Consider the following 21,180-nt stretch of genomic DNA (forward strand, 5'->3'; position numbering starts at 1 on the left):
TTCCGTTCATTTCCGTGAAGTCAGCGCAAACGCCCGGGATTGGTTGAAGCCGACCCAACGTCGTCATTCTATGGCGGAGCAAGGAGCGAAGCGACGCGGCGCAGACCATAGAATCCATGCCGTGACTTGGAAGCGCCGCCACGGTGCAGAATTTTGCTCCGTTGCACCCTTTGGCGAAGGTAACGGCATGGATTCTAGGGTCTTCGCGACGGAGCTTCGCTCCTGCTCCGCCCTAGAATGACGATCGCGATGGGCGTTTCGGCCAATCTCCAAGGCATGCCGCCTGCCAACGCAAACAGAGCTGACCGGTCAACATCCCTGTGCAGTGCCACTAGAGTTCGCGGCCTTCGCGGATAATTTTCTCCAGATCGATGTCGGCTCCGCTGTTTGCAACCAGGCGAGCATAGAAGCTGGATGCAGGTTCGCGCCGTGCTTCCTGAATCTCATAGGACTCGAGCGCGCGTTCGATCACATCGGCTATGGAACGATTCTCGCGACGCGTCGATGAGCTAGGTTCCATGCTTTTTGCGCTACGGACTGAGAGTTTTGGTTCGGCCATTTGGAACTCCGCTTGCCGGAAATAGATGCCGACAGAGCTTAGCCATCAAGATGGCAGATGATGGCTCGCCGTCAAACTCACTTCAATTCGATCTCGATGAAGGCGTATTCGCCGTCATTGGCGTTGATGACGTCGTGCTCGACGCCTTCCTTGCGGAAATAGGGCGCGCCTTTCTTCATCTCGGCGAAGGTGACGCCGTCCTTGGTCACCAGTTTCACCTTGCCGTCCATCAGCGGCACCACGACATAGTCGTGGCCGTGGCGATGCCAGCCGGTGTTGGCGCCCGGCGCGAAGCGGTATTCGGTGACGATGACGCGCTCGTTGTCAATGAAGACGGTAGCCTTGGCTGTTCCGGTCATGGCGCTCTCCCTTCCCAAGCAGAAGACATGACGTGCGTGCATGCGAGGGCCAGAGCGCCGTCAGCGATGACGCCAAAGAAAAAGCCCGGCGCGACTGAACTGACCCCGTAAAGTTGGACGGTTCATTGAGCTGGTAGATTTAAGGGCTGGGTCCTGTATTGCACAGGGGCCAGCCCTTTCAGTTTCAGTTTGATGCGGCGGTGGTTGTAATAGTCGATGTAGCCCTTGATGGCCGTATCGAGGCTTTGGACAGTGTCGAACCTTTCCGGATGGAAGAGCTCGGACTTGAGTGTGGCGAAGAAGCTCTCCATCGGTGCGTTGTCGAGGCAATTGCCTTTGCGTGACATGCTCTGTGCAAGGCCTCTGGCCTCCAGCCTGCGCTGGAATGCCGACATCTGGTATTGCCATCCCTGATCGGAATGCAGGATCGGCCGCTCGTCCTCGTTGAGCCGGGCGAAGGCTTTGGTCAGCATGTTGTCCACCAGTTTGAAGCGCGACCGGCGCGCCGTCTCGAAGGCGACGATCTCGCCATTGTAGAGATCCATGATGGGAGACAGGTAGAGCTTGTCGCCGGCCACGCTGAACTCCGTCACGTCGGTCACCCATTTGCGGTTGGCGCGGTCGGCGCCGAACTTGCGCGGCAAGAGATCGGGAGCGGTCCGCCCGATCTCGCCCCTGTAGGAACGATACTTCTTCGGCCTGACCAGTGACTTCAATCCCATCCCGGCCATCAGGCTCTGGACGGTCTTGTGGTTGACGCATTGGCCCAACTGGCGCAGTTGCGCGGTCACCCGGCGATAGCCATAGCGGCCCTTGTGGCTGTCGAAGATGGCCTTGATCGCCTCCTTCAGCGCCGCATGACGGTCCGGGCGCGAGGCCGCCTTTTGCCTGTAATAGAACGTGCTGCGCGGCAGCTTCGCCAGGTCGAGCAGGCCCTTAAGCGGATAAAACGGCCTTAACGCTTGGACGGCTTGCGCTTTTTGGGCGCATGTTCCTGCGTTAAGGCCCTCAGTTTTTTTAGGTAGGCGTTCTCCATCCGCAACTGCTTCAACTCGGCCAGCAATTCTTCGCGGCTTTTGGCCTCGTCACTGGCTGCAACAGGCACCGCAGGGGCCGGCGGCTTTGACATGGGTCGTCCTCTGGGGCGGGGGCCGAGCGCCTCTATCCCACCCGCATGATAGTGCTTCTCCCAGCCCGTCAGGCAACCGGAATTGCGGATATTGAACAGCGTCGCCGTCTGGCGATGCGACAGACCGTCCTTCCACATCCGCTCGAGCACCGACAGCTTGAACGCCACATCGTAACGACCGTACTTCCGCGACAGCCCGGCATCGCCATGCGCCTGGTACAAAGCAACCCACTTGCGCACAGTCGCCGCGTCAACTCCACGCTTAGACGCCGCACTCGCGTAGCTTTCATCCCCGCACAAATAGCTATCGACAACCGAGCGCTTGAAACGCGCACTGTGTTTGGACATGCAAAACCCCCGAAGGTTGTGTCCAACTTTCGGGGGTCAGTTCACGACGGCCGGGCTCATTCGTCGAATCTTTGGATTGCCTCAGGCGAGGCTGCCGTTGATCCAGTGCGACAGTGCGGTCTTCGGCGCGGCACCCACTTTCATGTCGGCCACTTCGCCGCCCTTGAAGATCATCAGCGTCGGGATCGAGCGCACGCCGTACTGCGCGGCCAACTCGGGATTCTCGTCGATGTTGAGCTTGGCGACCTTGATCTTCGAGCCGAGCTCCTTGGCGATGTCTTCCAGCGCCGGGGCGATCATCTTGCAGGGACCGCACCATTCCGCCCAGAAATCCACCACGACCGGCTCCTTGGCGTTGAGCACATCGGCCTGGAAATTGCCCTTGTCGACCTTGACGGTGGCCATGCTGAAATCCTTTCGAGAACTCGGGGTTGCACCAAATGTGGTGGTTGTGGCGGCGATGTTCAAGCAGTTCTTGTGTCACGCTCCCGTGAGTCGGGCAAGGGCATCGTCCATGGCGTTAGCCGGCAGCTCGATCAGCCTGGGTGCCTCGGTGAAGAGCAGCGCAGCCGTCACCTCCCGACCCGGATAAAGCGGCTTCAGCAGCGCGCGGTAGAGCGCAAGCTGGAGCACATAGGCCGGCGGCACTTCGCCCAGGCTCGCCGGCGCCGGCCGGTTGGTCTTGTAGTCGACGATCGAGACCTTTTGGGCAGTGACGGCCAGCCGGTCGATCTTGCCGGAGATGGAGCGCAGCTTGCCCTTCACCTCCAGGCTGCCCATGACCGCGACTTCCGCTCGTGAAGACGGCGAGAACAGCGCGCCAAACCCTCTGTCGGAAAGGATCGAAAGCACCGCCTCCAGCGCTTTGCCGCGCTCCGCCGCCGGCCAATCAGCGCCGGCGCGCGCCAGATAGCGTTCCGCGGCACTTCGCCTTTCGTCCTCGGCGATCCCGGGCAGCATCTGCAGCAGCTTGTGCAGCGCCAGTCCGCGCATCACCGCGAACCCAGGCTCAGCCTCGGCGTCGAGCACCGGCGAGCGCGTGTCGGGGAGGGCTTCGCTCGCTTCGTCGATCAGCGCCGAGGCGCCGGAGGGTGACAGCGGCCGCGGCAGCTCCTCATAGGGCGGCAGCGGCCGGAACAGGCCGTCCGACAGCGGCGCGGCATGCTCCAATGGTGCCGTCTCGTCCGCTCCGGCAAGCGCCACCGGCGGCAGCTTCGTCAGATGGAAGCGATGCACCGCCACATCGGCCGTCGCCGGATGCCGGCGCTCCGCGCTTTCCGACGCATTGAGCAGCGCCCGGCTGACGATCGAATGCCAGGTGCCGGCGCTCGGCGCCCGCTTGCCGTGATATCCGCAGACGATCAGCCGGTCCTCGGCGCGCGTCATGCCGACATAGAGCAGTCGCCGGTATTCGTCGTCGGCAAGCTCGCGCGCCCGCGCCGAGGCCGCCCGCGAAATGCCGTTGGCGACGTCGCTGGCCGACCGCCAGAGATAGCCCTTGCCCCTCCACTCAGCGCCCGAGCTTTCGAACGCCATCAGCCGCGGCAAATGCTGGTCGCTGAACGGTGCCGAGCCGCCGTCGACCAGGAAAACGACCGGCGCTTCCAGGCCTTTCGCTGCATGCACGGTCATGACGCGCACCTCGTCGCGCGTCTGGTCCATCTCGCGCTTGATCTCGGGACCGGCGTTTTCCAGCGTCGAGAGGAAGGATTCCAGCCCCGGCAGGCCGGTGCGCTCCTCAGCCAGGCAGAAGCTCAGGAATTCGTCCAGGATGTCGCCGGCTTCCGGCCCGAGCCGCGCCGTCATCTTGCGCCGCAGGCCATCGCGCGCCAGCGCGGCGGCGTAGAACTCGAACACCGGCTTGAAGGCGACCTCGTTCGCCCAGGCATCGAGCCGGCTAACGACGGCGGCCAGTGCCTCGTCCCCAGCCGCATGCTGCCGAAGCGAGGCGATCAGCGATTGCCCCTTGGGTCTCTCGCCGGCGACCATCAGCAAGGTCTCCTCGGACACTTCGAAGATCGGGCTGCGCAGCACGGCGGCCAGGGACAGGTCATCCTCCGGCTGGATCAAGAAATGGCCGAGCGCGATCAGGTCCTGCACGGCGATATGGCCGGGAAGGCTCAGCCTGTCGGCGCCGGCCACCGGGATCTGCCGGTTCTTGAGGCTGCGCGACAGCGCATGCACGAAGCGGTCGCGCTTGCGCACCAGGACAAGGATGTCACCGGCCGTCAGCTTCCGGCCCTTGCCTTCGATGATCTCGCCATTGCGCAGCCAGTTCTGGATGGTCGTGGCAACGTGCTCCGCCACCCGCACAGCCGGCGCGCTGGCATGGTTGACCGGCAAGGTCCAATCGTCCGGCTCTTCCACCATTTCGGCGCCGATCGACGGCCAGACCTCGACATAGCCCGGCGCATCGGTGCGGATCGCCTTGTGGCTCAGCGGATCGGGATCGTGACTGATGCCGCGCCGCACGCCCGGCTCGGCAAAGACGCGGTCGACAGCGGCCAGCACGTCGTCGCTCGAGCGGAACGACCAGGTGAGCTTGAGGTCGGCGAAAGAGGCTTCGGCGTCGCGCACGCGCCCAGCAAACAAAACCCGGCTCTCGGCAAAGGAATCGGGTGCCGCGCCCTGGAAGGAATAGATCGACTGTTTTTCGTCGCCGACGGCGAAGACCGTGCGCTTGACCGCCTCGCGCTGGCCGAGCCCGGCGAAGAACTCTTCCGTCAGCTTCTTCACCACCTCCCACTGGTCCGGGCTGGTGTCCTGCGCCTCGTCGAGCAGGACGTGATCGATGCCCTGGTCGAGCTTGAATTGCACCCATGGCCCGGCATCCGGCCGCGACAACAGGCTGACGGTGCGGGTGATGAGATCGTTGAAGTCGAGGAAGCCCCGCCCGCGCTTCAGTTGCTCGTAGCGGGCGATCAGCCAGCCGGCGACGGTGAGCGCGGCGGCCGTGCCTTCGAGCATGCGGAACAGCGCCAGCCGGTCCGACACGTCGAGGATCGCCTTGGCCGCCGCGAGATAGCGCTCCGGCAGGTCAGGCAGCCGGTCGACCAGCGCCTTCTTGAATATCTTCGGCGGATCGTAAGGGTCGCCGTCGGAGCGCAGGAACGCCTTGGCGAGCAGTCGCAGCCGCCGGATCGGATCGGCCTCGGCAAAGGCGCCCCGCGCGTAAGGCAGCAAATTGTTCAGCACTTGCCGTGCGTCAGCCGCTTCGGCCGCGCGGGCGAATTCGGCAAATTGGCCGGGTGCGAAGCCGGGCAGCGGCCAGACGGACGCGGCGATGTCCTCGGCCGTCTGTCCTGGCCCGAAGCCGAATTCGGCGAAGAGCGGCTTGAAATCCCGACCCTTGCCGAGCTTTTGGATGAAGCCGCGCAAGTCGTCGCGCTTGCCGACGATCTCCGAAAGTAGCATGTCGAGCCCGAATTCGCCGCCGCGCTCCAGCACCGTGGCAAAGGCATCCGCCAGGCCTTCGACGCCGGCGCCCGCGCCCGAGATCATGTCGCGGCGGGCGTCCGCGAACAGCGAGACCTCCATTTGCGGATCGAGCATTTCGAAATGCGCGGGGATGTTGGCCTCAAGCGGGAACTGATGCAGCACCGATTCGCAGAAGGCATGGATGGTCTGGATTTTCAGGCCGCCCGGCGTCTCAAGCGCCTCGGCAAACAATCGGCGTGCGCGCCGCATGGTGTCGCGGTCGGCGCCGCGCCCGTCGAGCGCGGCGATCCTCACCGCGAGTTCGGCGTCGGGCAAGGCCGTCCATTCCGACAGGGTCGAGAACACGCGGTTCGACATGTTGGCGGCGGCGGCGCGCGTATAGGTAAGGCACAGGATCTTCGACGGGTCGGTGCCATTGAGCAAAAGCCGGATGACGCGCTGCGCCAGCACATGCGTCTTGCCGGAACCGGCATTGGCGGACACCCAGGCGGAATTTTGCGGGTCGGAGGCGCGCGCCTGGCTGGCGGCGGTATCGGAGGGGATCGGATATCTCATCCTTCCGCCTCGTCCTCGCTGGCGCCGCCGGCCGACCATTCGAGCACCCGTGCCAGATGATCGTAGTCGCCATCGGCTTCGCCTTCGCGGAACGGCAGCGCACGCGACAGATAGCCGGTTGTCGGGTCGGCATAGTGGAAGAGCAGCCGCTCCAGCCGCGCCCAGGCCTCCTCGGCAAGCTCGTTGGCGGTCTTCGGCTTGCGGTTGTATTCGAGGATCGATTCCTCGAAAACCTCGCCATTCGGCTTCAGCCGCACGAAGGCAAGCTGCGAGGGCTCGCAGATGCCGAGCTCCTTGAAGGCGCCGCGTCTGAGCAGCGCGCCTTCGAGCGCCAGCTGCGGCGACAAGAGCGTGTGCGCCTGCGCTTTCGAGGGCGAGGAACCGGTCTTGTAGTCGAGGATATCGGCCATGCCGCCGGCGAGCAAGTCGACGCGGTCGGCATAGCCGGAGAGCGTGACGCCGGTGCGGCCGACGACGGTCTTTTCGGCGCGCTCCTCGGCAAAGCGCCGGGCGACGGCCTCGGCGCGGGTATGTTCCCATTCGATGATGTTTTCGGCGAGCTTTTCGAAGCGCGGCCACCATACCGCTTCGATATCGGGCGGAAGTGCTGCGTCGGCAAAAGAGATGCGGCCGGCCTCGATCAGTCTTGCCAGCGCGCCCGGCGCCCTTGGGTCCTCCACTCGCCGCGAGAACAGATGCAGGATTTCGTGGAACAGCGTGCCGCGCTCGGCAGCGCCCGGATCGCGGATCAGCGGGTCGAGCGGCATCAGTCCGAGGATACGCCGGGCATAGATCGCATAGGGGTCGCGGCGCAGCGTTTCGATCTCGGTGACCGAGAAATGCTGCGGCCTGAGCCGCAGCGGCGGTTTTGGTTGCGGGCGGGCCGCGAAGTCTTTCCTGTCACCGGCGTCCAAGGCGCGCGCCCAGCCAAGCAGCGCGTCACCGCGCCGGCCAAGCGCCGTCGCCTGGTCCTTGCCGATGAAGGTGAGGATGCGCTGCAGCCAGCGCGACGGCACCGCCGGCGCGTCGCCGGATCGCGCCGAGCGCGTCAGAACCACCGTTTCGGTGCCCATCGCCGTCTGGAAGTCATGCGCGGCAAGGCCGATGCGCCGCTCCGGCGGCTCGAGATCAATGCCGGTCTTCATCAGCCGCGACATGAAGCGGTCGCTCTCCGGCTTGCGCGGCCACACGCCTTCGTTGAGCCCGCCGATGACGAGCGTGTCGACGCTCTGCAGCCGGGCTTCCAGCGCGCCCCAGATGGCGATGTTGCGATCGGTGCCTTGCGCCGGCTTGACCGTTTCCGGCGCGACCAGTGCCTCCATCACGTCCGGCCATTCGGCTGCGGGGAAGACGAAGGGCGAGGATGCGGCGACCAGTCCGCGCAGCAGCTCGGCGAGCTTCTCGCCGGCGTCGCCGGCATAGAGTTCCGTCAGGCTGCCGTCGACCGCGCGGCCAAGACCTTCCAGCGCCACGACGCTCGCACGCGTCAATGTCGCGATGTCGGCGTCTTTCTCGTCGCGCATCGCGGTGAGTGGCAAGAGCGCGTTGGTAAGGCGGCTAAGCAACTCTTGCGCCTGCTCGATACCGCGCACGGTGAGGCGCGAAAACCAGAAAGGCTGCCGGGTGTCTCCGCTCAGGTCCGCGAGCCGCGTCTCGAAAAGCTCGCCGAGCGATGCGGCATCGGGACGACCCGTGCCGCCGCGCAGCGCAGCCAACTCGATCAGTTCGGCCGCCCTGCGCACGGCCTGGCGTTCCAGACCGAGCCCGAGCAGCGGATGCTTGAGCAGCGATAATAGACCCACCGCATCGCCGGGCCGGAACGCGGCGTTCAGCGCGAGCCTGAGCAGGCTGGCGGCCGGCGTGTTGGACAGCGGCGCGCCGCCGGAGTCGTCGGCGACGACACCGAAACGCAGAAGCTCGGCCGAGACGCGCCGCGCCAGCGCCCGGTCGCCGGTGACGAGCGCCGCACGCTTGCCGGGCAATTCCACGGCGCGCTTCAGCGCGATCGCGATCGCCGCCGCCTCGTCACGCTCGTTGGCCGCCTCTACCAGCGTCACGCCGGCCAGCGCCTGCTCGACATCGTTTGCCGCGAAACGTGGTCGTGTCTCGGTCCAGCGCTCGGTGGTCTCGGCCGGCCGCAGCGCCTCGCCGACAAGGGCCGCGCGCGCCGCAAGCGGCCTCGACGCCTCGCCAATCTCCTCGACGTCGCGACGCTCAACCCCGATGCCGCCGATCAGCTTGGCGAGACCATATTGCGGATGGCCGAGCGTCGCCGGACGCGCGCCGGGCGCCGAGATCGCCGCGAAAGACGCGTCGTCGAGCTCGCGGTCGAGACCCGGCAGCACGACGGCGCCGTTGGGCAGGCCGGCGATGACGCCAAGCAGTTCGGCGGTCGCGGGAATGGACCCGGTCGAACCGGCGGCGATCACCGGCCCGGCCGGCGGATTGCGCTTCAGCCGCGCCGCCTCCAGCCGGATCAGCGCGCTGCGGTGCGCGGCCGGATTGGAGCGGTGGCGTTCCTTCAGCAACTCCGGCCAGTTGTCGGTGACTATGCCGAGGAAATCGAGCGTCACCTGCCACCAGCCGGCAAGGTTGCCGGTGACCAGCGTTGCGAGCTTGGCCCAGTCCGTGCCCTCGGTTTCGATCTCGTCCATCAGGCGGGCAAGATCGCGCGCCAGCCAGATGGCGTCGGCGGCCGAGGTCGGCACGACGAATTCCTCGTTGAACCGCTCCCTGACATGCGCCGGCAGGCTTTCCTTCCAGGCGCGCACCAGCGGCGCCAGCAGCAGCAGCCGCTCCTGCGCCGCTATCGGCGGGGCGAGATCGATGGCGGGTGCGGTTCCCGCATCGAAGGCGGCCTCATCCTCGTCGAACTCGCCGAGCGGCCGCACCGTCGGCAGGATCGCCGAGCGCCTGCCCCCTCCCGACTCAGAAAGCACGTCGACGAAGGCGCCGCGCAGTGCTCTCGCGGCGCGCCGCGTCGGCACATAGATGGTGGCGTCGGCGAGCGCCAGCGGGTCGCCGTCGAAGCGGAAGCCGGGGATCAGGCGGCCGTCGAGCAACGCCTCCGCGAGCGTCGGCAGGAACGGCGCTCCGGGCGGGATGGAAAAGACGCGGCGCGAGCCGCTCATATCGCTTTCGCTAGAGCGCCGGCGACCGCCGCCTCGGCGGCCGGAATGGCGTCGGGCGTGCCGACGGTGATCCAGCGGCCTCGCATCGCGATGCCAAACAGGCGGCCGGCGGCGATCGCCTTGTCGAAATAAACATTGAGCGAATGCGAGCCCGCCGGAGCATCCTTGAATACGCGCGGATGGATGATCGCGGCGCCGGCATAGATCAGGCCGGCCGGATCGCCCTTCGAACGCCGCAAGGCGCCGTCCGGCGCTACCAGGAAGTCGGTGCCGACACAGTGCCCGGTTGCTGAGTCGAGATCGGTGAGCATCAGCAGAATATCCATTCTGGCAGCGTCCCATGCAAGGGCAAGGCGCTCGAGGCTGGGTTCACCGCTGTCGATCCAGAAGGTGTCTGCGTTGATGATGTAGAAGGGTTCGCCGCCCAAGAGCGGGAGCGCCTTGACGATACCGCCCGCCGATTCCAGCAGGGCTTCGCGCTCGTCGGAAATTACGATCCTCGGCGCCCGGCGGCCGGCGACATGGGCGATGATCTGCTCCGGCAGATGGTGCACGTTGACGACGGCCTTGCTGACGCCGGCGGCTTCCAGGCTGTCCAGCCCCCAGTCGAGCAAGGTCTTGCCGGCGATCTTCACCAGAGGCTTCGGCATCGTGTCGGTGATCGGCCGCATGCGCTTGCCGAGGCCTGCCGCAAGCACCATGGCGGTCTTCGGCTTCATGGCGAGCGTTCCTCCAGCAGGCCGTGGGCCATGTAAAATTCCTTCAAATGGCCAAGCGCCGGATGCGCCAGCGCCCGCCTCAGATAGTCGCGGATGCGCGGCAGGTGTTTTAGATAGTAGGGCTTGCCGTCGCGCTTTTCGAGCCGCACGAAGATGCCGAGGATCTTCGAATTGCGCTGCGCCGCCATGATCGCATAGGCCTCGGCGAAACTGGTCTCGTCGAAAGCGCCCACGGCATGCCGCGCGGCGATATAGGCATCGACCGTCCGCCGCTCGATCTCGGGCGAGACGGAGACGCGCGCATCCATGGCTAAAGAGGCGACGTCATAGGCGGCCGGGCCGATCAGCGCGTCCTGCACGTCGACGATGCCGAGCCGGTCGAAGCCGGAGCGCTCTGCGCGCCAGATGATGTTGGGCGAATGGAAGTCGCGCAGCATCAGCGTATATTCTTGGCCCGCAAGCCGGTCGAGCAAGGCGTTCCACTCTTTGTGGTAGCCGGCTCGCAATTCATCGCTTGCCGGCTTGCCGGTGATCCACGGCACATACCAGTCGACCAAAAGATCGGCCTCGATCAGCATGGCGTCGCGGTCGAAGGGCGGCACCTCGTGGAACACGCCCGGCGCTGCTTCCATGCGATCCGGCCAGGCCTTGCCATGCATCATGGCGAGCAGTTCCGCCGCCGCTTCATAGCGTTCGGCGATGGGGTGGCCGTCGCTGCCCAAAAATCCTTCCGAGCCGAGATGTTCGAGCAGCAGAAAGCCCTGGTCGAGATCCTGGGCATGGATAGCGGGCACGCCGACGCCGGCGGCAAGCAGCGCCCGGTCGATGGCGACGAAGGCGGCGACGGATTGCGCCGTGTGGGCGATCACCGCATAGGGCTTGCCGTCGCGCACCGGCGGACCGAGCACGAGGCGCGGCGAATTCATCAGCACGCGCGACGCCTGGCCGGGACGCGAGACGATTTCGTAGGAGCGGGCGGACGCATCGCCGACAAAATGCCGGCGGCCCGCTTCGCCCCATCCGGCGCTGGTCAGAAAATCGCGCATCGCGAGCGACCGCGCCGCGCGCTCGAACGCTGGTCCCTGTCCCGACAGCCGGGCCACGCGACCCGCGCCCTGCTCGGCAAGCTCGACCTGGAGCGCATTTGCCGGCAGCCGGTCTCCGGCCCGCTCCGGCCATTCGATCAGTGCCGCGCCCTGCGCCAGCGTGTCGTCGAGGCCGAGCTCGTCGAGCTCGTCCGGCGAGGAGAGGCGGTAGAGGTCGAAATGATGGACGGGTATCCGCGTCTCGTAGCTCTGCACCAGCGTGAAGGTCGGGCTCGGCACTTCGAGGTTGGCATCGTCGGCGAGCGCCCGGATGAGCGCCCGGGCCAGCGTCGACTTGCCGGCGCCAAGATCGCCTTTGAGCGCGATCGAGTCGCCTGTCCGCAGCGCCATGGCGAGGTCTTCGCCAAGCCTTGCGGTCGCCGCCTCATCGGCGAGAAAACGTTCCAGAACGGTCTTTGCCAAAGCGCGCTACTCGGCCGCTTCGCGGATGCCGCCCGACGGCGTGTCGGGAAAGGTGCAGATGACCGTGGTGCCTTTGTCCATGCCGGTCTCGATGCGCACGGTGCCGCCATGCAATTCGACAAAGCTCTTGACGATCGACAGCCCGAGCCCGGCGCCGCGCCGGCGCCCGCCATTGGCGCGCGGCTCGAAGCGGCGGAAGACCGATTCCAGCACGTCCGGCGGCATGCCGGGCCCGTCGTCGTGGACGGAGAACTCGACTCCTCCGGTCAACCGACGGCAGGTGAGCGTGATCGTGCTCGCCTCCGGCGCATAGTTCGCGGCGTTGCTCAACAGATTGTAGAGGATCTGGCGGACACGGATCTCGTCGCCATGGAAGCTCTTTGGCGCCGAGGCCGCGTCTATTGTGAGCTTGATCGAGTGCTCCTCCAGCCGGTCGGCGACCAGCTCGGCGGCTGCCGCGATGGTCCTGTCGATGCTCATCTCGGAAATGTCGAGCTGCATGATGCCGGCATCGACCGTCGCCAGGTCCAGTATGTCGTTGACGATGGTGAGCAGCACCGAGGACGACGAGCCGACATGCTCGACATATTCGCGCTGCTTCGGTGTCAGCGGTCCCGTCGTCGGTAGCGACAAGAGCTCGGTGAAGCCGATGATGTTGGTCAGCGGCGAGCGCAACTCGTAGGAAACATGCTGCACGAACTCGTTCTTCAACTGATCGGACTTCTCCAGCGCCTCGTTCCTGTCCTTCAGCGCCCGCTCGACATTGACGGTGTCGGTGACGTCGACGAAGGTCATCATCACCTGGCCGTTGGGCAGGTGGATCACGGCATAGCTCAGCACCGTGCCGTTGACCAGTTCGGTCTGGCCGCGGCGGTCGCGGCGCTCGTCGTCGAAGCCGGTGATGGCGGCGACGAAGCCGCTCCAGGGACTGTCGGGTGCGCGCCGGTCGCAAAGATCGCGGATCGCCGAGACATGGACGTTGGGCTTGATCGTCTCCGCCTGCAGCCCCCACAGGGTGACGAAGGCTGGGTTTGACAGGCGAAGCCGTCCGTCCGGCCCGAACACCGCCACGCCTTCCGCCAGATTGTCCAGCGTCTCGCCTTGCACGCGCACGGCGGTCTGATAGCGGCTTTCGAGATCGATCTTCTCGGTCAGGTTCTCGAATACCCAGGTGACGCCGCCCTTGGGCTGCGGATTGGCGACCACGCGGATCGTCTTGCCGTCCGGCAGGTGCCACCAATGTTCTTGCGATTCGACGGCGCGATAGGCGCCGAGCAGGTTCTCCTTCCAGCGCCGCCATTCCGGCTGCTCGGCGATCTTGCCTTCGCTGCGCAGCCGGTCGAGCAGCAGGGCGTTGTCGGGCGCGCTGTGTAGGAAACCGCTGTCGAGGCCCCACAGCTTCTGGAATGCCTGGTTGAAGAAGCGCAGCTTCTCGTCCGTGTCGAAGATCGCCACAGCCGTGTTGAGCTGGTCGAGCGTGTCGGCGTGGCTGCGCACGGTCCGCTCGTATTCGGCGCGGATCGTCTCGATGGCGCTGATGTCGCAGGCCAATCCCGCCGAGCTATCGGCGTTGGCGAAGTCGGTGACCGAAAACATGCGGCGATCGCCCTCGATCACCGTCGACAGCGTTTGCTCGAAGACGGGACGCGACTTGTGCTGCTCGGCGATCTGCTCACGCGCCTGTCCGCCGAGGAACTCCTTCGCTTCGCGCACCGCGGCGCCTGCGCTTTCCGCTTCCACCGCCTCGGCATAGGCGCGGTTGACCCAACTCAGCCGCCCGTCGGCCGAGCGCAGCCATGCCGGCATCTTCAGCGCGTCGAGCAGGCCGAGCATGGTGTCGTAGTCGGCGCTGAGCCGCTGGTTCTCGATCTGCAGCCGGGCCTGGCTGCGCAGCGTTTCCGACAGCGAGATGAAGCGAACCAGCACATGCGCGGCGCTCTTTCGGCCATGCACTTCCAGCGGAATGCCTGCCTGCGTCTCGATGACGAGGTCGAAGGCCTTCGACCCGTCGCGGAGCGCAGCCACGGCGTTCTCGAGCGCCGCGGCCGAGCGCGGCATCAGCCAGCGGCCGAAGGCGAGGAAGGCGGACCTCTCGTCCGGCGCCCCGCTTTCCAGCGGCAGGCTGCCGATCAGCTCCGGCTTCTTGTTCTCGGAAGACCAGACGACGACGCGCTGGTCGCGCAAATTGAGCAAGGCCTCGGAACGCTGCAGGGCCGCGTTCACATCGGCGATGCGGGCTCTAAGCTCGGTATTTTGCGCCGAAGTGCGCGCCCGCTCGCGGATCAGGAAGATGGCCGAGACAAGGGCCGCGCCCATGACGCCGACGAACATGGCAAGCTGCATCACCTCGACGGTGCTGACCGCCGGGGCCGCCCTCTGCGCGATGCCGGTGTCGGCATGCGCCGCAAGGCCAAGCAGCGGGCCCGAAAGCGCGGAGGCGGAAAGAAGCGCGCCGAGGCGAACGCCGGCACGCCACGGAAAGCCGCCGCCTGACGCGGCGGCGCCGGTACCGATCGAATCCTCGTGGCCGCCGGAAACGGCCTTTCCCGCGCGTGGCGGGTTGTCCCCCGGCATGTCTTGGTCCTCTTCGCCGCTTGAATGCAAGACCGCCCTGAATGCGTTCCCGGCCCAACTGTCCCCGGACCGCGAATCACAACAATAACGCCTGCCGGAATCGGCGTGAAGAATCATAGGCGCAAAAAATGAAGCCGGGTGGAAAGTCAACACCCGGCTTCAATATATTGTAGATATTTTCGCTTTGGTTAATAGCGGTAGTGTTCCGGCTTGTACGGACCCTGCGGCGTCACGCCGATATAGGCGGCCTGTTCACCCGACAGCTCGGTGAGCCTGGCGCCAAGCTTGTCGAGATGCAGCCGCGCCACCTTCTCGTCGAGGTGCTTGGGCAGCACATAGACCTGGTTCTGGTACTGGCCGTGCTTGGTGAAGAGCTCGATCTGCGCCAGCACCTGGTTGGTGAACGAGGCCGACATGACGAAGCTCGGATGGCCGGTGGCGTTGCCGAGGTTGAGCAGCCGGCCTTCGGACAGAAGGATCATCCGCTTGCCGTCCGGGAAGGTGATCATGTCGACCTGCGGCTTGACGTTGGTCCATTTCAGGTTGCGCAGCGACGCCACCTGGATCTCGTTGTCGAAGTGGCCGATGTTGCCGACGATCACCATGTCCTTCATCGCCCGCATATGGTCGAGCGTGACGACGTCCTTGTTGCCGGTTGTGGTGATGACGATGTCGGCGGTGGGCGCCGCGTCTTCCAGCGTGACCACCTCGAAGCCGTCCATCGCCGCCTGCAGGGCGCAGATCGGGTCGACTTCGGTCACCTTGACGCGGGCGCCGGCGCCGCGCAGCGAGGCCGACGAGCCCTTGCCGACGTCGCCATAGCCGCAGACCACGGCGACCTTGCCGGCCATCATGGTATCGGTGCCGCGACGGATGCCGTCGACCAGCGATTCCTTGCAGCCGTATTTGTTGTCGAACTTCGACTTGGTGACGGAATCGTTGACGTTGATCGCCGGGAAGGGCAGCAGGCCCTTCTTCTGCAGCTGGTAGAGACGGTTGACGCCGGTGGTCGTCTCCTCGGTGACGCCGCGGATCGCTTCCCTCTGCTTGGCGAAGAAGCCCGGCGAAGCCTTCATGCGCTTCTTGATCTGGGCGAACAGGATCTCTTCCTCCTCGCTGCCCGGATTGGACAGCACGTCCTCGCCGGCCTCGGCGCGCGCTCCGAGCAGGATATACATGGTGGCGTCGCCGCCATCGTCGAGGATCATGTTGGAGGTGCCGCCGTCGGCCCACTGGAAGATCCTATCGGTGTAGTTCCAATAGTCCTCGAGCGTCTCGCCCTTGATGGCGAACACCGGAATGCCGGCCTCGGCGATCGCCGCGGCGGCGTGGTCCTGGGTCGAGAAGATGTTGCAGGAGGCCCAACGAATGTCGGCGCCCAGCGCCTTCAGCGTCTCGATCAGCACCGCCGTCTGGATCGTCATGTGCAGCGAGCCGGTGATGCGCGCGCCCTTGAGCGGCTTCTTGTCGCCGAACTCCTCGCGGCAGGCCATCAGGCCCGGCATTTCGGTTTCGGCGATCTCGATCTCCTTGCGGCCCCAGCCGGCAAGCGAAATGTCGGCGACCACATAGTCCTTGCTACCCGTCATGGCAGTGCTCCGGTGTGATTGTCTCAAAAGCGCGCCGGCGCCGGGACGGCGCATGGAGGGGCGCGGATTGCCGGCCTGACTAGCAGATCGGCCGCCAAACGACAATGGGATATAAAGAAATCTTTATTCGTGCATGTCTTCGAGGCAATGCACATCGCCCAAAAGTGCCCGGCGGTTTTGGGATAACGACATGCATTTGGACTGGGTCCTGCTCATGAGCGATGAACAGACACGCGTGTCAGATGCCATTCAGCCCCGCGACCGACCCGCGATCTTGGGTCATGTGAACATGACGGCCGCGGCAAGGATGCGGGCTGGGGTTTCGCCAGGCCCAAGCTGGGGCACTGCGCGCAGAGGCCAGCCCGTGTTGCCTACCTGGTGACTTCAAACGAGGCCCACATGCCGGCGGCGAAGTGTTTCGGCTGATTGCAGATCAGCAGGTACTTGCCCGGCTCCAGGGTCACGGTCAGCGTGCCCGATTTGCCCGGGGCGAGGTCGGGAACCTCCCCCCTGTCGTCAGCCTTGCTTTCGTCCACCTTGGCGTCGCTTACGACATAGGGAAGCGGTTGCGCTGGATCCTTTAGATGCATGACGATCATCTCGTGGACGGTATCCTTCGAGGTGTTGGTGACCTTGAACGATATGACGCCCGCCGGCGCGCTGGATCGCGACGCCCTCACCCCCTGCGTCGCTTTTGACAAATCGAGGCCCGGCGCCTGATAGGTCATGCCGGTCCTCATCACCATGCCCGCGCCTTGGTCCCAAAGCCGAACATCTACCGCTGTTGTCGCCGACGCTGCGGTCGACGACAAGCCAAGCGCCATCGCCGCCGCAAATGCAGCGCTTCCAAGGAGTGCCATTGGATTCCTCCGATTTAGAGAGCGCCATGCCGTTGCGTTGCCGCTACCTCAAGCGGCCCTGTGGCGAGGCTTGCTCTATATTTGTGGGCATTTCCTGCCCTACTCTAAGGACAACGCGTGTTCCGGCCCGGTTAGTCCCGAGCTGCTCTTTCACATTTGACGCCCACGTCCTCCCGGACATGACGGCCTGGCCTTGCTGCCGTGCTGGATTGTAGCGGCGCGAGAACTCGGCCAACGAGATCGCCCATAGGTGCCTCGCCCTGCATAAAGCCAAAAAACTTGCTCGTCAGATTTCCTCGCCGAAGCGCGAGGCGACCAGCTGCTCCAGCGCGTCCATGGCCGGCGCGGCTTGCGGGCCGGTGGCGGTGACGCGGATGGAATAGCCGGGGCTTGCCGCCAGCATCATCAGGCCCATGATCGAGGTGCCGCCGACCTTCACGCCGTCCTTCTCGACATGGATGGTGGCATCGAAGCCGCTGGCGACCTGGACGAACTTGGCCGAAGCACGGGCATGCAGGCCGCGCTGGTTGACGATCGGAAACTCCCGCACCACCTCGTCCTTCTCCGGCGCATGGGCGTTCATTTGCTGCTCAGAAGCTGGCTGGCGACGTTGATGTATTTGCGGCCCGCGGCCTGCGCCTCGTCGAGCGCGGCGGCCATGTTGTCGCCCTTGCGGACCGAGGAGAGCTTGATCAGCATCGGCAGGTTCATGCCGGCGATCACCTCGGTGCGGCCTGATTCCATGACAGAGATGGCGAGGTTGGAAGGCGTGCCACCGAACATGTCGGTGAGCACGATGACGCCGGCCCCGGTATCGACGCGCGCGACCGCGTCGACGATGTCGGCCCGGCGCTTCTCCATGTCGTCGTCGGCGCCGATCGCAACCGTTTCGAAACTGTCCTGTGGCCCCACCACATGTTCTACGGCATGCCGGAACTCGGTGGCGAGTTGACCGTGCGTCACGAGCACGAGTCCGATCATTCTTTGGTGGCTCCCGTCATCGCCGCTTTACAGGCGTATCTTATGTTCGCCAACCATTCCAGGCGGCGGGAGCGCTATCTTGTCGACGCACGGCCGGTTGACAAGCCCAAAATTGCGACGGCCCGGGCCATTTTGACGCATTGCAGCAAAAAACCCGGACCGGATCATGAAAAAGGCGGCATCGACAGCCGCGCCATCACGGCCGGCAACGCCGTGGCGGCGTTGCGCTCGGCAAGGTCGATGCGCGGCACCGCGCAGCCCGCGACCGGCTCGCTGATCTCTTCCTGGAAACGAGCCATTTCTTCCTTCGGCACCAACCGGATATGGAGGTCGATCACGCCGCCCGGCTCGAAAGGCAGCCGGCACGGCATGAAGCCCGGCACTTCGGCAAGGCCGGCGATGGCGGCCGGCGCCCGGCAGACCAGCCGCCCGCCATGCGCGGCGGCAAGCAGTCTGTCGTCGCTGATCAGCCGCGAAAACAGCCCGCGGACCCGGCAATGGTCGATGAGCGTCAGCGCCAGCGTCGTCTTGCCGGCGCCGGACGGCCCGGTGATGAGGACGCCGCGCTCGCCGATGAGGACCGCGGTTCCATGGATATTTTCAGGCTTCACGGCAGGGTCGGGCATGATTGTGTCTCGGTATCGTGACTCGGTATCGTGTCCGGGACCGGAGATCAGCCTTCGGCCGGCAGCGTCACCACGAAGCGCGCGCCCTTGATCTCGCCGGGCTTGGTGCCGGGGATGTTTTCCGCCGTCAGCGTACCGCCATGCGCTTCGACGATCTGGCGGCTGATCGACAGACCTAGGCCGGAGTTCTGGCCAAAAGCCTCGCCGGCCGGCCGGTCGGTATAGAAGCGCTCGAAGATGCGGTCGATCTTTTCGGCCCTGATGCCCGGACCGTTGTCGTCGACGGTGACGATGTTGAACTTGCCGGCGCGCGCCAGCGAGATCGTGATGTGGCCGTGTTCGTCGGGCACGAAGGAGCGGGCGTTCTCGATCAAATTGATGATGACCTGGCCGATCCTCAGATCATGGCCGACGACGACATAGCCTTTGACGCCCTGCGGCAGCTTGGCGACCTTGAGCTCGATCTCGACCGCCTTCTTGTTGCGCGTCGTCTCGCGCGAGACCGCGATGAGGTCGGTGACGAATTTCTTCAGATCGACGGTTCCCGCGTCTTCCCGCGCGAGCTCGGCATCGAGCCTGGATGCATCGGAAATGTCGGTGATCAGCCGGTCGAGCCGCCTCACATCGTGCTGGATGATCTCCATAAGCCGGGCGCGGGAGGTGTCGTTCTTGGCCAGCGGCAGCGTTTCGACCGCGCTGCGCAGCGAGGTCAGCGGGTTCTTGAGCTCATGCGACACGTCGGCGGCGAAGCTTTCGATGGCCTCGATGCGCGCGTAGAGCGCATTGGTCATGTCGCGCACGGCGATCGACAGGTTGCCGATCTCGTCCTGCCGATCGGAAAAGTCCGGGATCTCCTCGCGACTCTTGACGCCGCGCCGCACCCGCACCGCGGCCGCGGAAAGTCGCCGCAACGGATTGGCGATGGTGGAGGCCAAAAGCAGCGAGAGGATGGCGGTGACGAGCGCCGCGATGCCGAACACGCGCAGGATCGCCTTGCGTTCGGCCGCGACGATCTTGTCGATGTCGCCGCCCTCGGTGGACAGCATCAGCACGCCGAGCACGGCGCGGAAGCGCTGGATCGGCACCGCGACCGAGACGATCTGCTCGCCCTGCTCGCTCACCCGCACGATGGTCGAGGGGCCGCCGGTCAGCGCCTTGACCACCTCGGGGAAGGCCGCGCCGTTGCCGCCCGGCTGCTCGTGATAGACGGGCAGGTCCTTGTTGCGGAAGAAGTCGAAGACGAATTTCTCGACGCGCTCCAAGAGGTCCGGCTGCTCGTCATCGACCGGCGGCAGGTCGTAGCGCAGGATCTGGCCACGCGAATAGAGATGGCGCGAGTCGAGCAGAAGGTTGGCGTCGCGATCATAGATGCGGGCGCGCGTGCGGGTCGGCGAGATCAGCCGTCTCAGCACCGGCGCCACGCGCTCGGGATTGATCGGGAAGTCGAGATTGTCGAGCTGGTCGGAACCCGGCCCCAGGCTTTCGCCGGCCTGCAGCTCGAGCAGCTTTTCCGGATCGATGCTGATCGAGTCGGTTTCGACCGTCGCCGAGGCCGCGATGGCGCCGGCGATGATCTCGCCTTGCGTCATCAGGCTTTCGACGCGGGCGTCGATCAGCCCGTCGCGGAAGGTGTTGAGGTAAAGGATGCCGGTGACCAGCACGGCGAGGCCGGCCAGGTTGAGGAACAGGATGCGCCGCGTCAGGCTGGAGAAGATGTGGTGGCCGAGAAACCGGCGCATCGGCACGGTGATCCTCGACACGAATGCGGGCACGATCCGCGGCGGGCGCCTTGTCGCGCCCGCCCGCCTGCCTCGCTCTATCTCAACTGCCATCGAATAGCAGGCCCTGCTTAGTTAGTGAGTAGTGAGTAGGCAGTAGGGAATGGAGAAATGGTTGGCTGACCGCGGCCATGCACCATTCAAAACCGACTACCGACTACTCCCTACTGCCTATTCACGCCTCGCGGAACCGGTATCCGACTCCGTACAGGGTTTCGATCATCTCGAAGTCGTCATCGACAGCCTTGAACTTCTTGCGCAGCCGCTTGATGTGGCTGTCGATGGTGCGGTCGTCGACATAGACCTGCTCATCATAGGCCGAATCCATCAGCGCATCACGGCTTTTTACCACGCCGGGGCGCTGCGCCAGCGAATGCAGGATCAGGAACTCGGTCACCGTCAGCGTCACCGGCTCGCCCTTCCAGGTGCAGGTGTGCCGCTCCTGGTCCATCACCAGTTGGCCGCGTTCGAGCGAGCGCGCCTGCTGGCTAGGCGCCTTGGCGGCCGCCTCGCGGGCGCTGGTGCGGCGCAGCACCGCGCGTACCCGCTCGACCAGCAGGCGCTGCGAGAACGGCTTGCGGATGAAGTCGTCGGCGCCCATCTTGAGGCCGAACAATTCGTCGATCTCGTCGTCCTTTGAGGTCAGGAAGATCACCGGCAGGTCGGACTTCTGCCGCATCCGGCGCAGGAGCTCCATGCCGTCCATGCGCGGCATCTTGATGTCGAGGATGGCGAGGTTCGGCGGACGCGCCGCCAAACCTTCCAGCGCCGACGCACCATCCGTGTAGGTTTCGACGCGGTAGCCTTCGGATTCGAGCGCGATCGACACCGAAGTCAGGATGTTGCGGTCGTCATCGACAAGCGCGATTGTTGCCATTTCAAGCGGCTCCCTCATGAGCGGTCCCTTCTGTCGTCGAGAAGGGGCTTTTGCAGGACAAATTGGGTACAAAATGTGGCACGGGCCCAGTCCGAAGTCACGGGGGGCCTGCCGCTACACACGATCGCACCCGTTACGGGATTGGACGA

At 65.2% G+C, this 21,180-nt stretch carries 15 protein-coding genes and 1 pseudogene; all 16 read right to left on the reverse strand.

Annotated features, from left to right (window positions below; genetic code table 11):
- Window positions 1-331 precede the first annotated feature (331 nt).
- Complete coding sequence (locus EJ071_RS03615; protein ID WP_126096852.1) at window positions 332-559, reverse strand: plasmid stabilization protein; 228 nt, start codon at window positions 557-559, stop codon at window positions 332-334.
- 77 nt (window positions 560-636) lie between these two features.
- On the reverse strand, window positions 637-918 hold the full coding sequence (locus EJ071_RS03620) for a cupin domain-containing protein (protein WP_126096853.1): 282 nt from the start codon (window positions 916-918) through the stop codon (window positions 637-639).
- 122 nt (window positions 919-1,040) lie between these two features.
- A pseudogene (locus tag EJ071_RS03625) lies at window positions 1,041-2,395 on the reverse strand (IS3 family transposase).
- A gap of 81 nt (window positions 2,396-2,476) precedes the next feature.
- Window positions 2,477-2,800 (reverse strand): thioredoxin, encoded by a 324-nt coding sequence (gene trxA, locus EJ071_RS03630; protein WP_040972836.1) that lies wholly within the window; start codon window positions 2,798-2,800, stop codon window positions 2,477-2,479.
- Between the two features lie 75 nt (window positions 2,801-2,875).
- On the reverse strand, window positions 2,876-6,388 hold the full coding sequence (gene addA, locus EJ071_RS03635; protein WP_126096854.1) for a double-strand break repair helicase AddA: 3,513 nt from the start codon (window positions 6,386-6,388) through the stop codon (window positions 2,876-2,878).
- Complete coding sequence (gene addB / locus EJ071_RS03640; RefSeq protein WP_126096855.1) at window positions 6,385-9,519, reverse strand: double-strand break repair protein AddB; 3,135 nt, start codon at window positions 9,517-9,519, stop codon at window positions 6,385-6,387. The genes addA and addB overlap by 4 nt, the downstream gene beginning before the upstream one ends.
- Complete coding sequence (locus EJ071_RS03645) at window positions 9,516-10,238, reverse strand: nucleotidyltransferase family protein (protein ID WP_126096856.1); 723 nt, start codon at window positions 10,236-10,238, stop codon at window positions 9,516-9,518. Before EJ071_RS03645 ends, addB begins: the two co-directional genes overlap by 4 nt.
- Window positions 10,235-11,746, reverse strand: coding sequence for a tRNA (adenosine(37)-N6)-threonylcarbamoyltransferase complex ATPase subunit type 1 TsaE (tsaE, locus tag EJ071_RS03650; RefSeq protein WP_126096857.1), 1,512 nt, complete (start codon window positions 11,744-11,746; stop codon window positions 10,235-10,237). Before tsaE ends, EJ071_RS03645 begins: the two co-directional genes overlap by 4 nt.
- 6 nt (window positions 11,747-11,752) lie before the next feature.
- The gene (locus tag EJ071_RS03655; protein WP_126096858.1) at window positions 11,753-14,320 is read right to left on the reverse strand and encodes a PAS domain-containing sensor histidine kinase; all 2,568 of its coding nucleotides are present in this window, start codon (window positions 14,318-14,320) and stop codon (window positions 11,753-11,755) included.
- A 188-nt stretch (window positions 14,321-14,508) separates the two neighbouring features.
- Window positions 14,509-15,909 (reverse strand): adenosylhomocysteinase, encoded by a 1,401-nt coding sequence (gene ahcY / locus EJ071_RS03660; RefSeq protein ID WP_126096859.1) that lies wholly within the window; start codon window positions 15,907-15,909, stop codon window positions 14,509-14,511.
- A gap of 371 nt (window positions 15,910-16,280) precedes the next feature.
- Complete coding sequence (locus tag EJ071_RS03665) at window positions 16,281-16,769, reverse strand: hypothetical protein (RefSeq protein ID WP_245460162.1); 489 nt, start codon at window positions 16,767-16,769, stop codon at window positions 16,281-16,283.
- Between the two features lie 286 nt (window positions 16,770-17,055).
- The gene (locus EJ071_RS03670) at window positions 17,056-17,352 is read right to left on the reverse strand and encodes an HPr family phosphocarrier protein (RefSeq protein ID WP_126096860.1); all 297 of its coding nucleotides are present in this window, start codon (window positions 17,350-17,352) and stop codon (window positions 17,056-17,058) included.
- Entirely contained in the window at window positions 17,349-17,750 is a 402-nt protein-coding gene (locus tag EJ071_RS03675; RefSeq protein ID WP_125004918.1) for a PTS sugar transporter subunit IIA, read from the reverse strand. Before EJ071_RS03675 ends, EJ071_RS03670 begins: the two co-directional genes overlap by 4 nt.
- A gap of 164 nt (window positions 17,751-17,914) precedes the next feature.
- Complete coding sequence (locus EJ071_RS03685) at window positions 17,915-18,376, reverse strand: HPr kinase/phosphorylase (protein WP_126096862.1); 462 nt, start codon at window positions 18,374-18,376, stop codon at window positions 17,915-17,917.
- A gap of 47 nt (window positions 18,377-18,423) precedes the next feature.
- Window positions 18,424-20,208, reverse strand: coding sequence for a sensor histidine kinase (locus EJ071_RS03690; protein WP_126096863.1), 1,785 nt, complete (start codon window positions 20,206-20,208; stop codon window positions 18,424-18,426).
- A gap of 121 nt (window positions 20,209-20,329) precedes the next feature.
- On the reverse strand, window positions 20,330-21,031 hold the full coding sequence (locus tag EJ071_RS03695) for a response regulator transcription factor (RefSeq protein WP_006201274.1): 702 nt from the start codon (window positions 21,029-21,031) through the stop codon (window positions 20,330-20,332).
- Window positions 21,032-21,180 lie beyond the last annotated feature (149 nt).

Origin of the sequence: Mesorhizobium sp. M1B.F.Ca.ET.045.04.1.1 (genome assembly GCF_003952465.1) — a bacterium.
Taxonomy (GTDB): Bacteria; Pseudomonadota; Alphaproteobacteria; order Rhizobiales; family Rhizobiaceae; genus Mesorhizobium; species Mesorhizobium shonense.

Coding starts and splice junctions, on each gene's coding strand:
- EJ071_RS03615 (WP_126096852.1), bottom strand. CDS start 559: ATGGCCGAACCAAAACTCTCAGTCCGTAGCGCAAAAAGCATGGAACCT.
- EJ071_RS03620 (WP_126096853.1), bottom strand. CDS start 918: ATGACCGGAACAGCCAAGGCTACCGTCTTCATTGACAACGAGCGCGTC.
- trxA (WP_040972836.1), bottom strand. CDS start 2,800: ATGGCCACCGTCAAGGTCGACAAGGGCAATTTCCAGGCCGATGTGCTC.
- addA (WP_126096854.1), bottom strand. CDS start 6,388: ATGAGATATCCGATCCCCTCCGATACCGCCGCCAGCCAGGCGCGCGCC.
- addB (WP_126096855.1), bottom strand. CDS start 9,519: ATGAGCGGCTCGCGCCGCGTCTTTTCCATCCCGCCCGGAGCGCCGTTC.
- EJ071_RS03645 (WP_126096856.1), bottom strand. CDS start 10,238: ATGAAGCCGAAGACCGCCATGGTGCTTGCGGCAGGCCTCGGCAAGCGC.
- EJ071_RS03655 (WP_126096858.1), bottom strand. CDS start 14,320: ATGCCGGGGGACAACCCGCCACGCGCGGGAAAGGCCGTTTCCGGCGGC.
- ahcY (WP_126096859.1), bottom strand. CDS start 15,909: ATGACGGGTAGCAAGGACTATGTGGTCGCCGACATTTCGCTTGCCGGC.
- EJ071_RS03665 (WP_245460162.1), bottom strand. CDS start 16,769: ATGGCACTCCTTGGAAGCGCTGCATTTGCGGCGGCGATGGCGCTTGGC.
- EJ071_RS03670 (WP_126096860.1), bottom strand. CDS start 17,352: ATGAACGCCCATGCGCCGGAGAAGGACGAGGTGGTGCGGGAGTTTCCG.
- EJ071_RS03675 (WP_125004918.1), bottom strand. CDS start 17,750: ATGATCGGACTCGTGCTCGTGACGCACGGTCAACTCGCCACCGAGTTC.
- EJ071_RS03685 (WP_126096862.1), bottom strand. CDS start 18,376: ATGCCCGACCCTGCCGTGAAGCCTGAAAATATCCATGGAACCGCGGTC.
- EJ071_RS03690 (WP_126096863.1), bottom strand. CDS start 20,208: ATGGCAGTTGAGATAGAGCGAGGCAGGCGGGCGGGCGCGACAAGGCGC.
- EJ071_RS03695 (WP_006201274.1), bottom strand. CDS start 21,031: ATGGCAACAATCGCGCTTGTCGATGACGACCGCAACATCCTGACTTCG.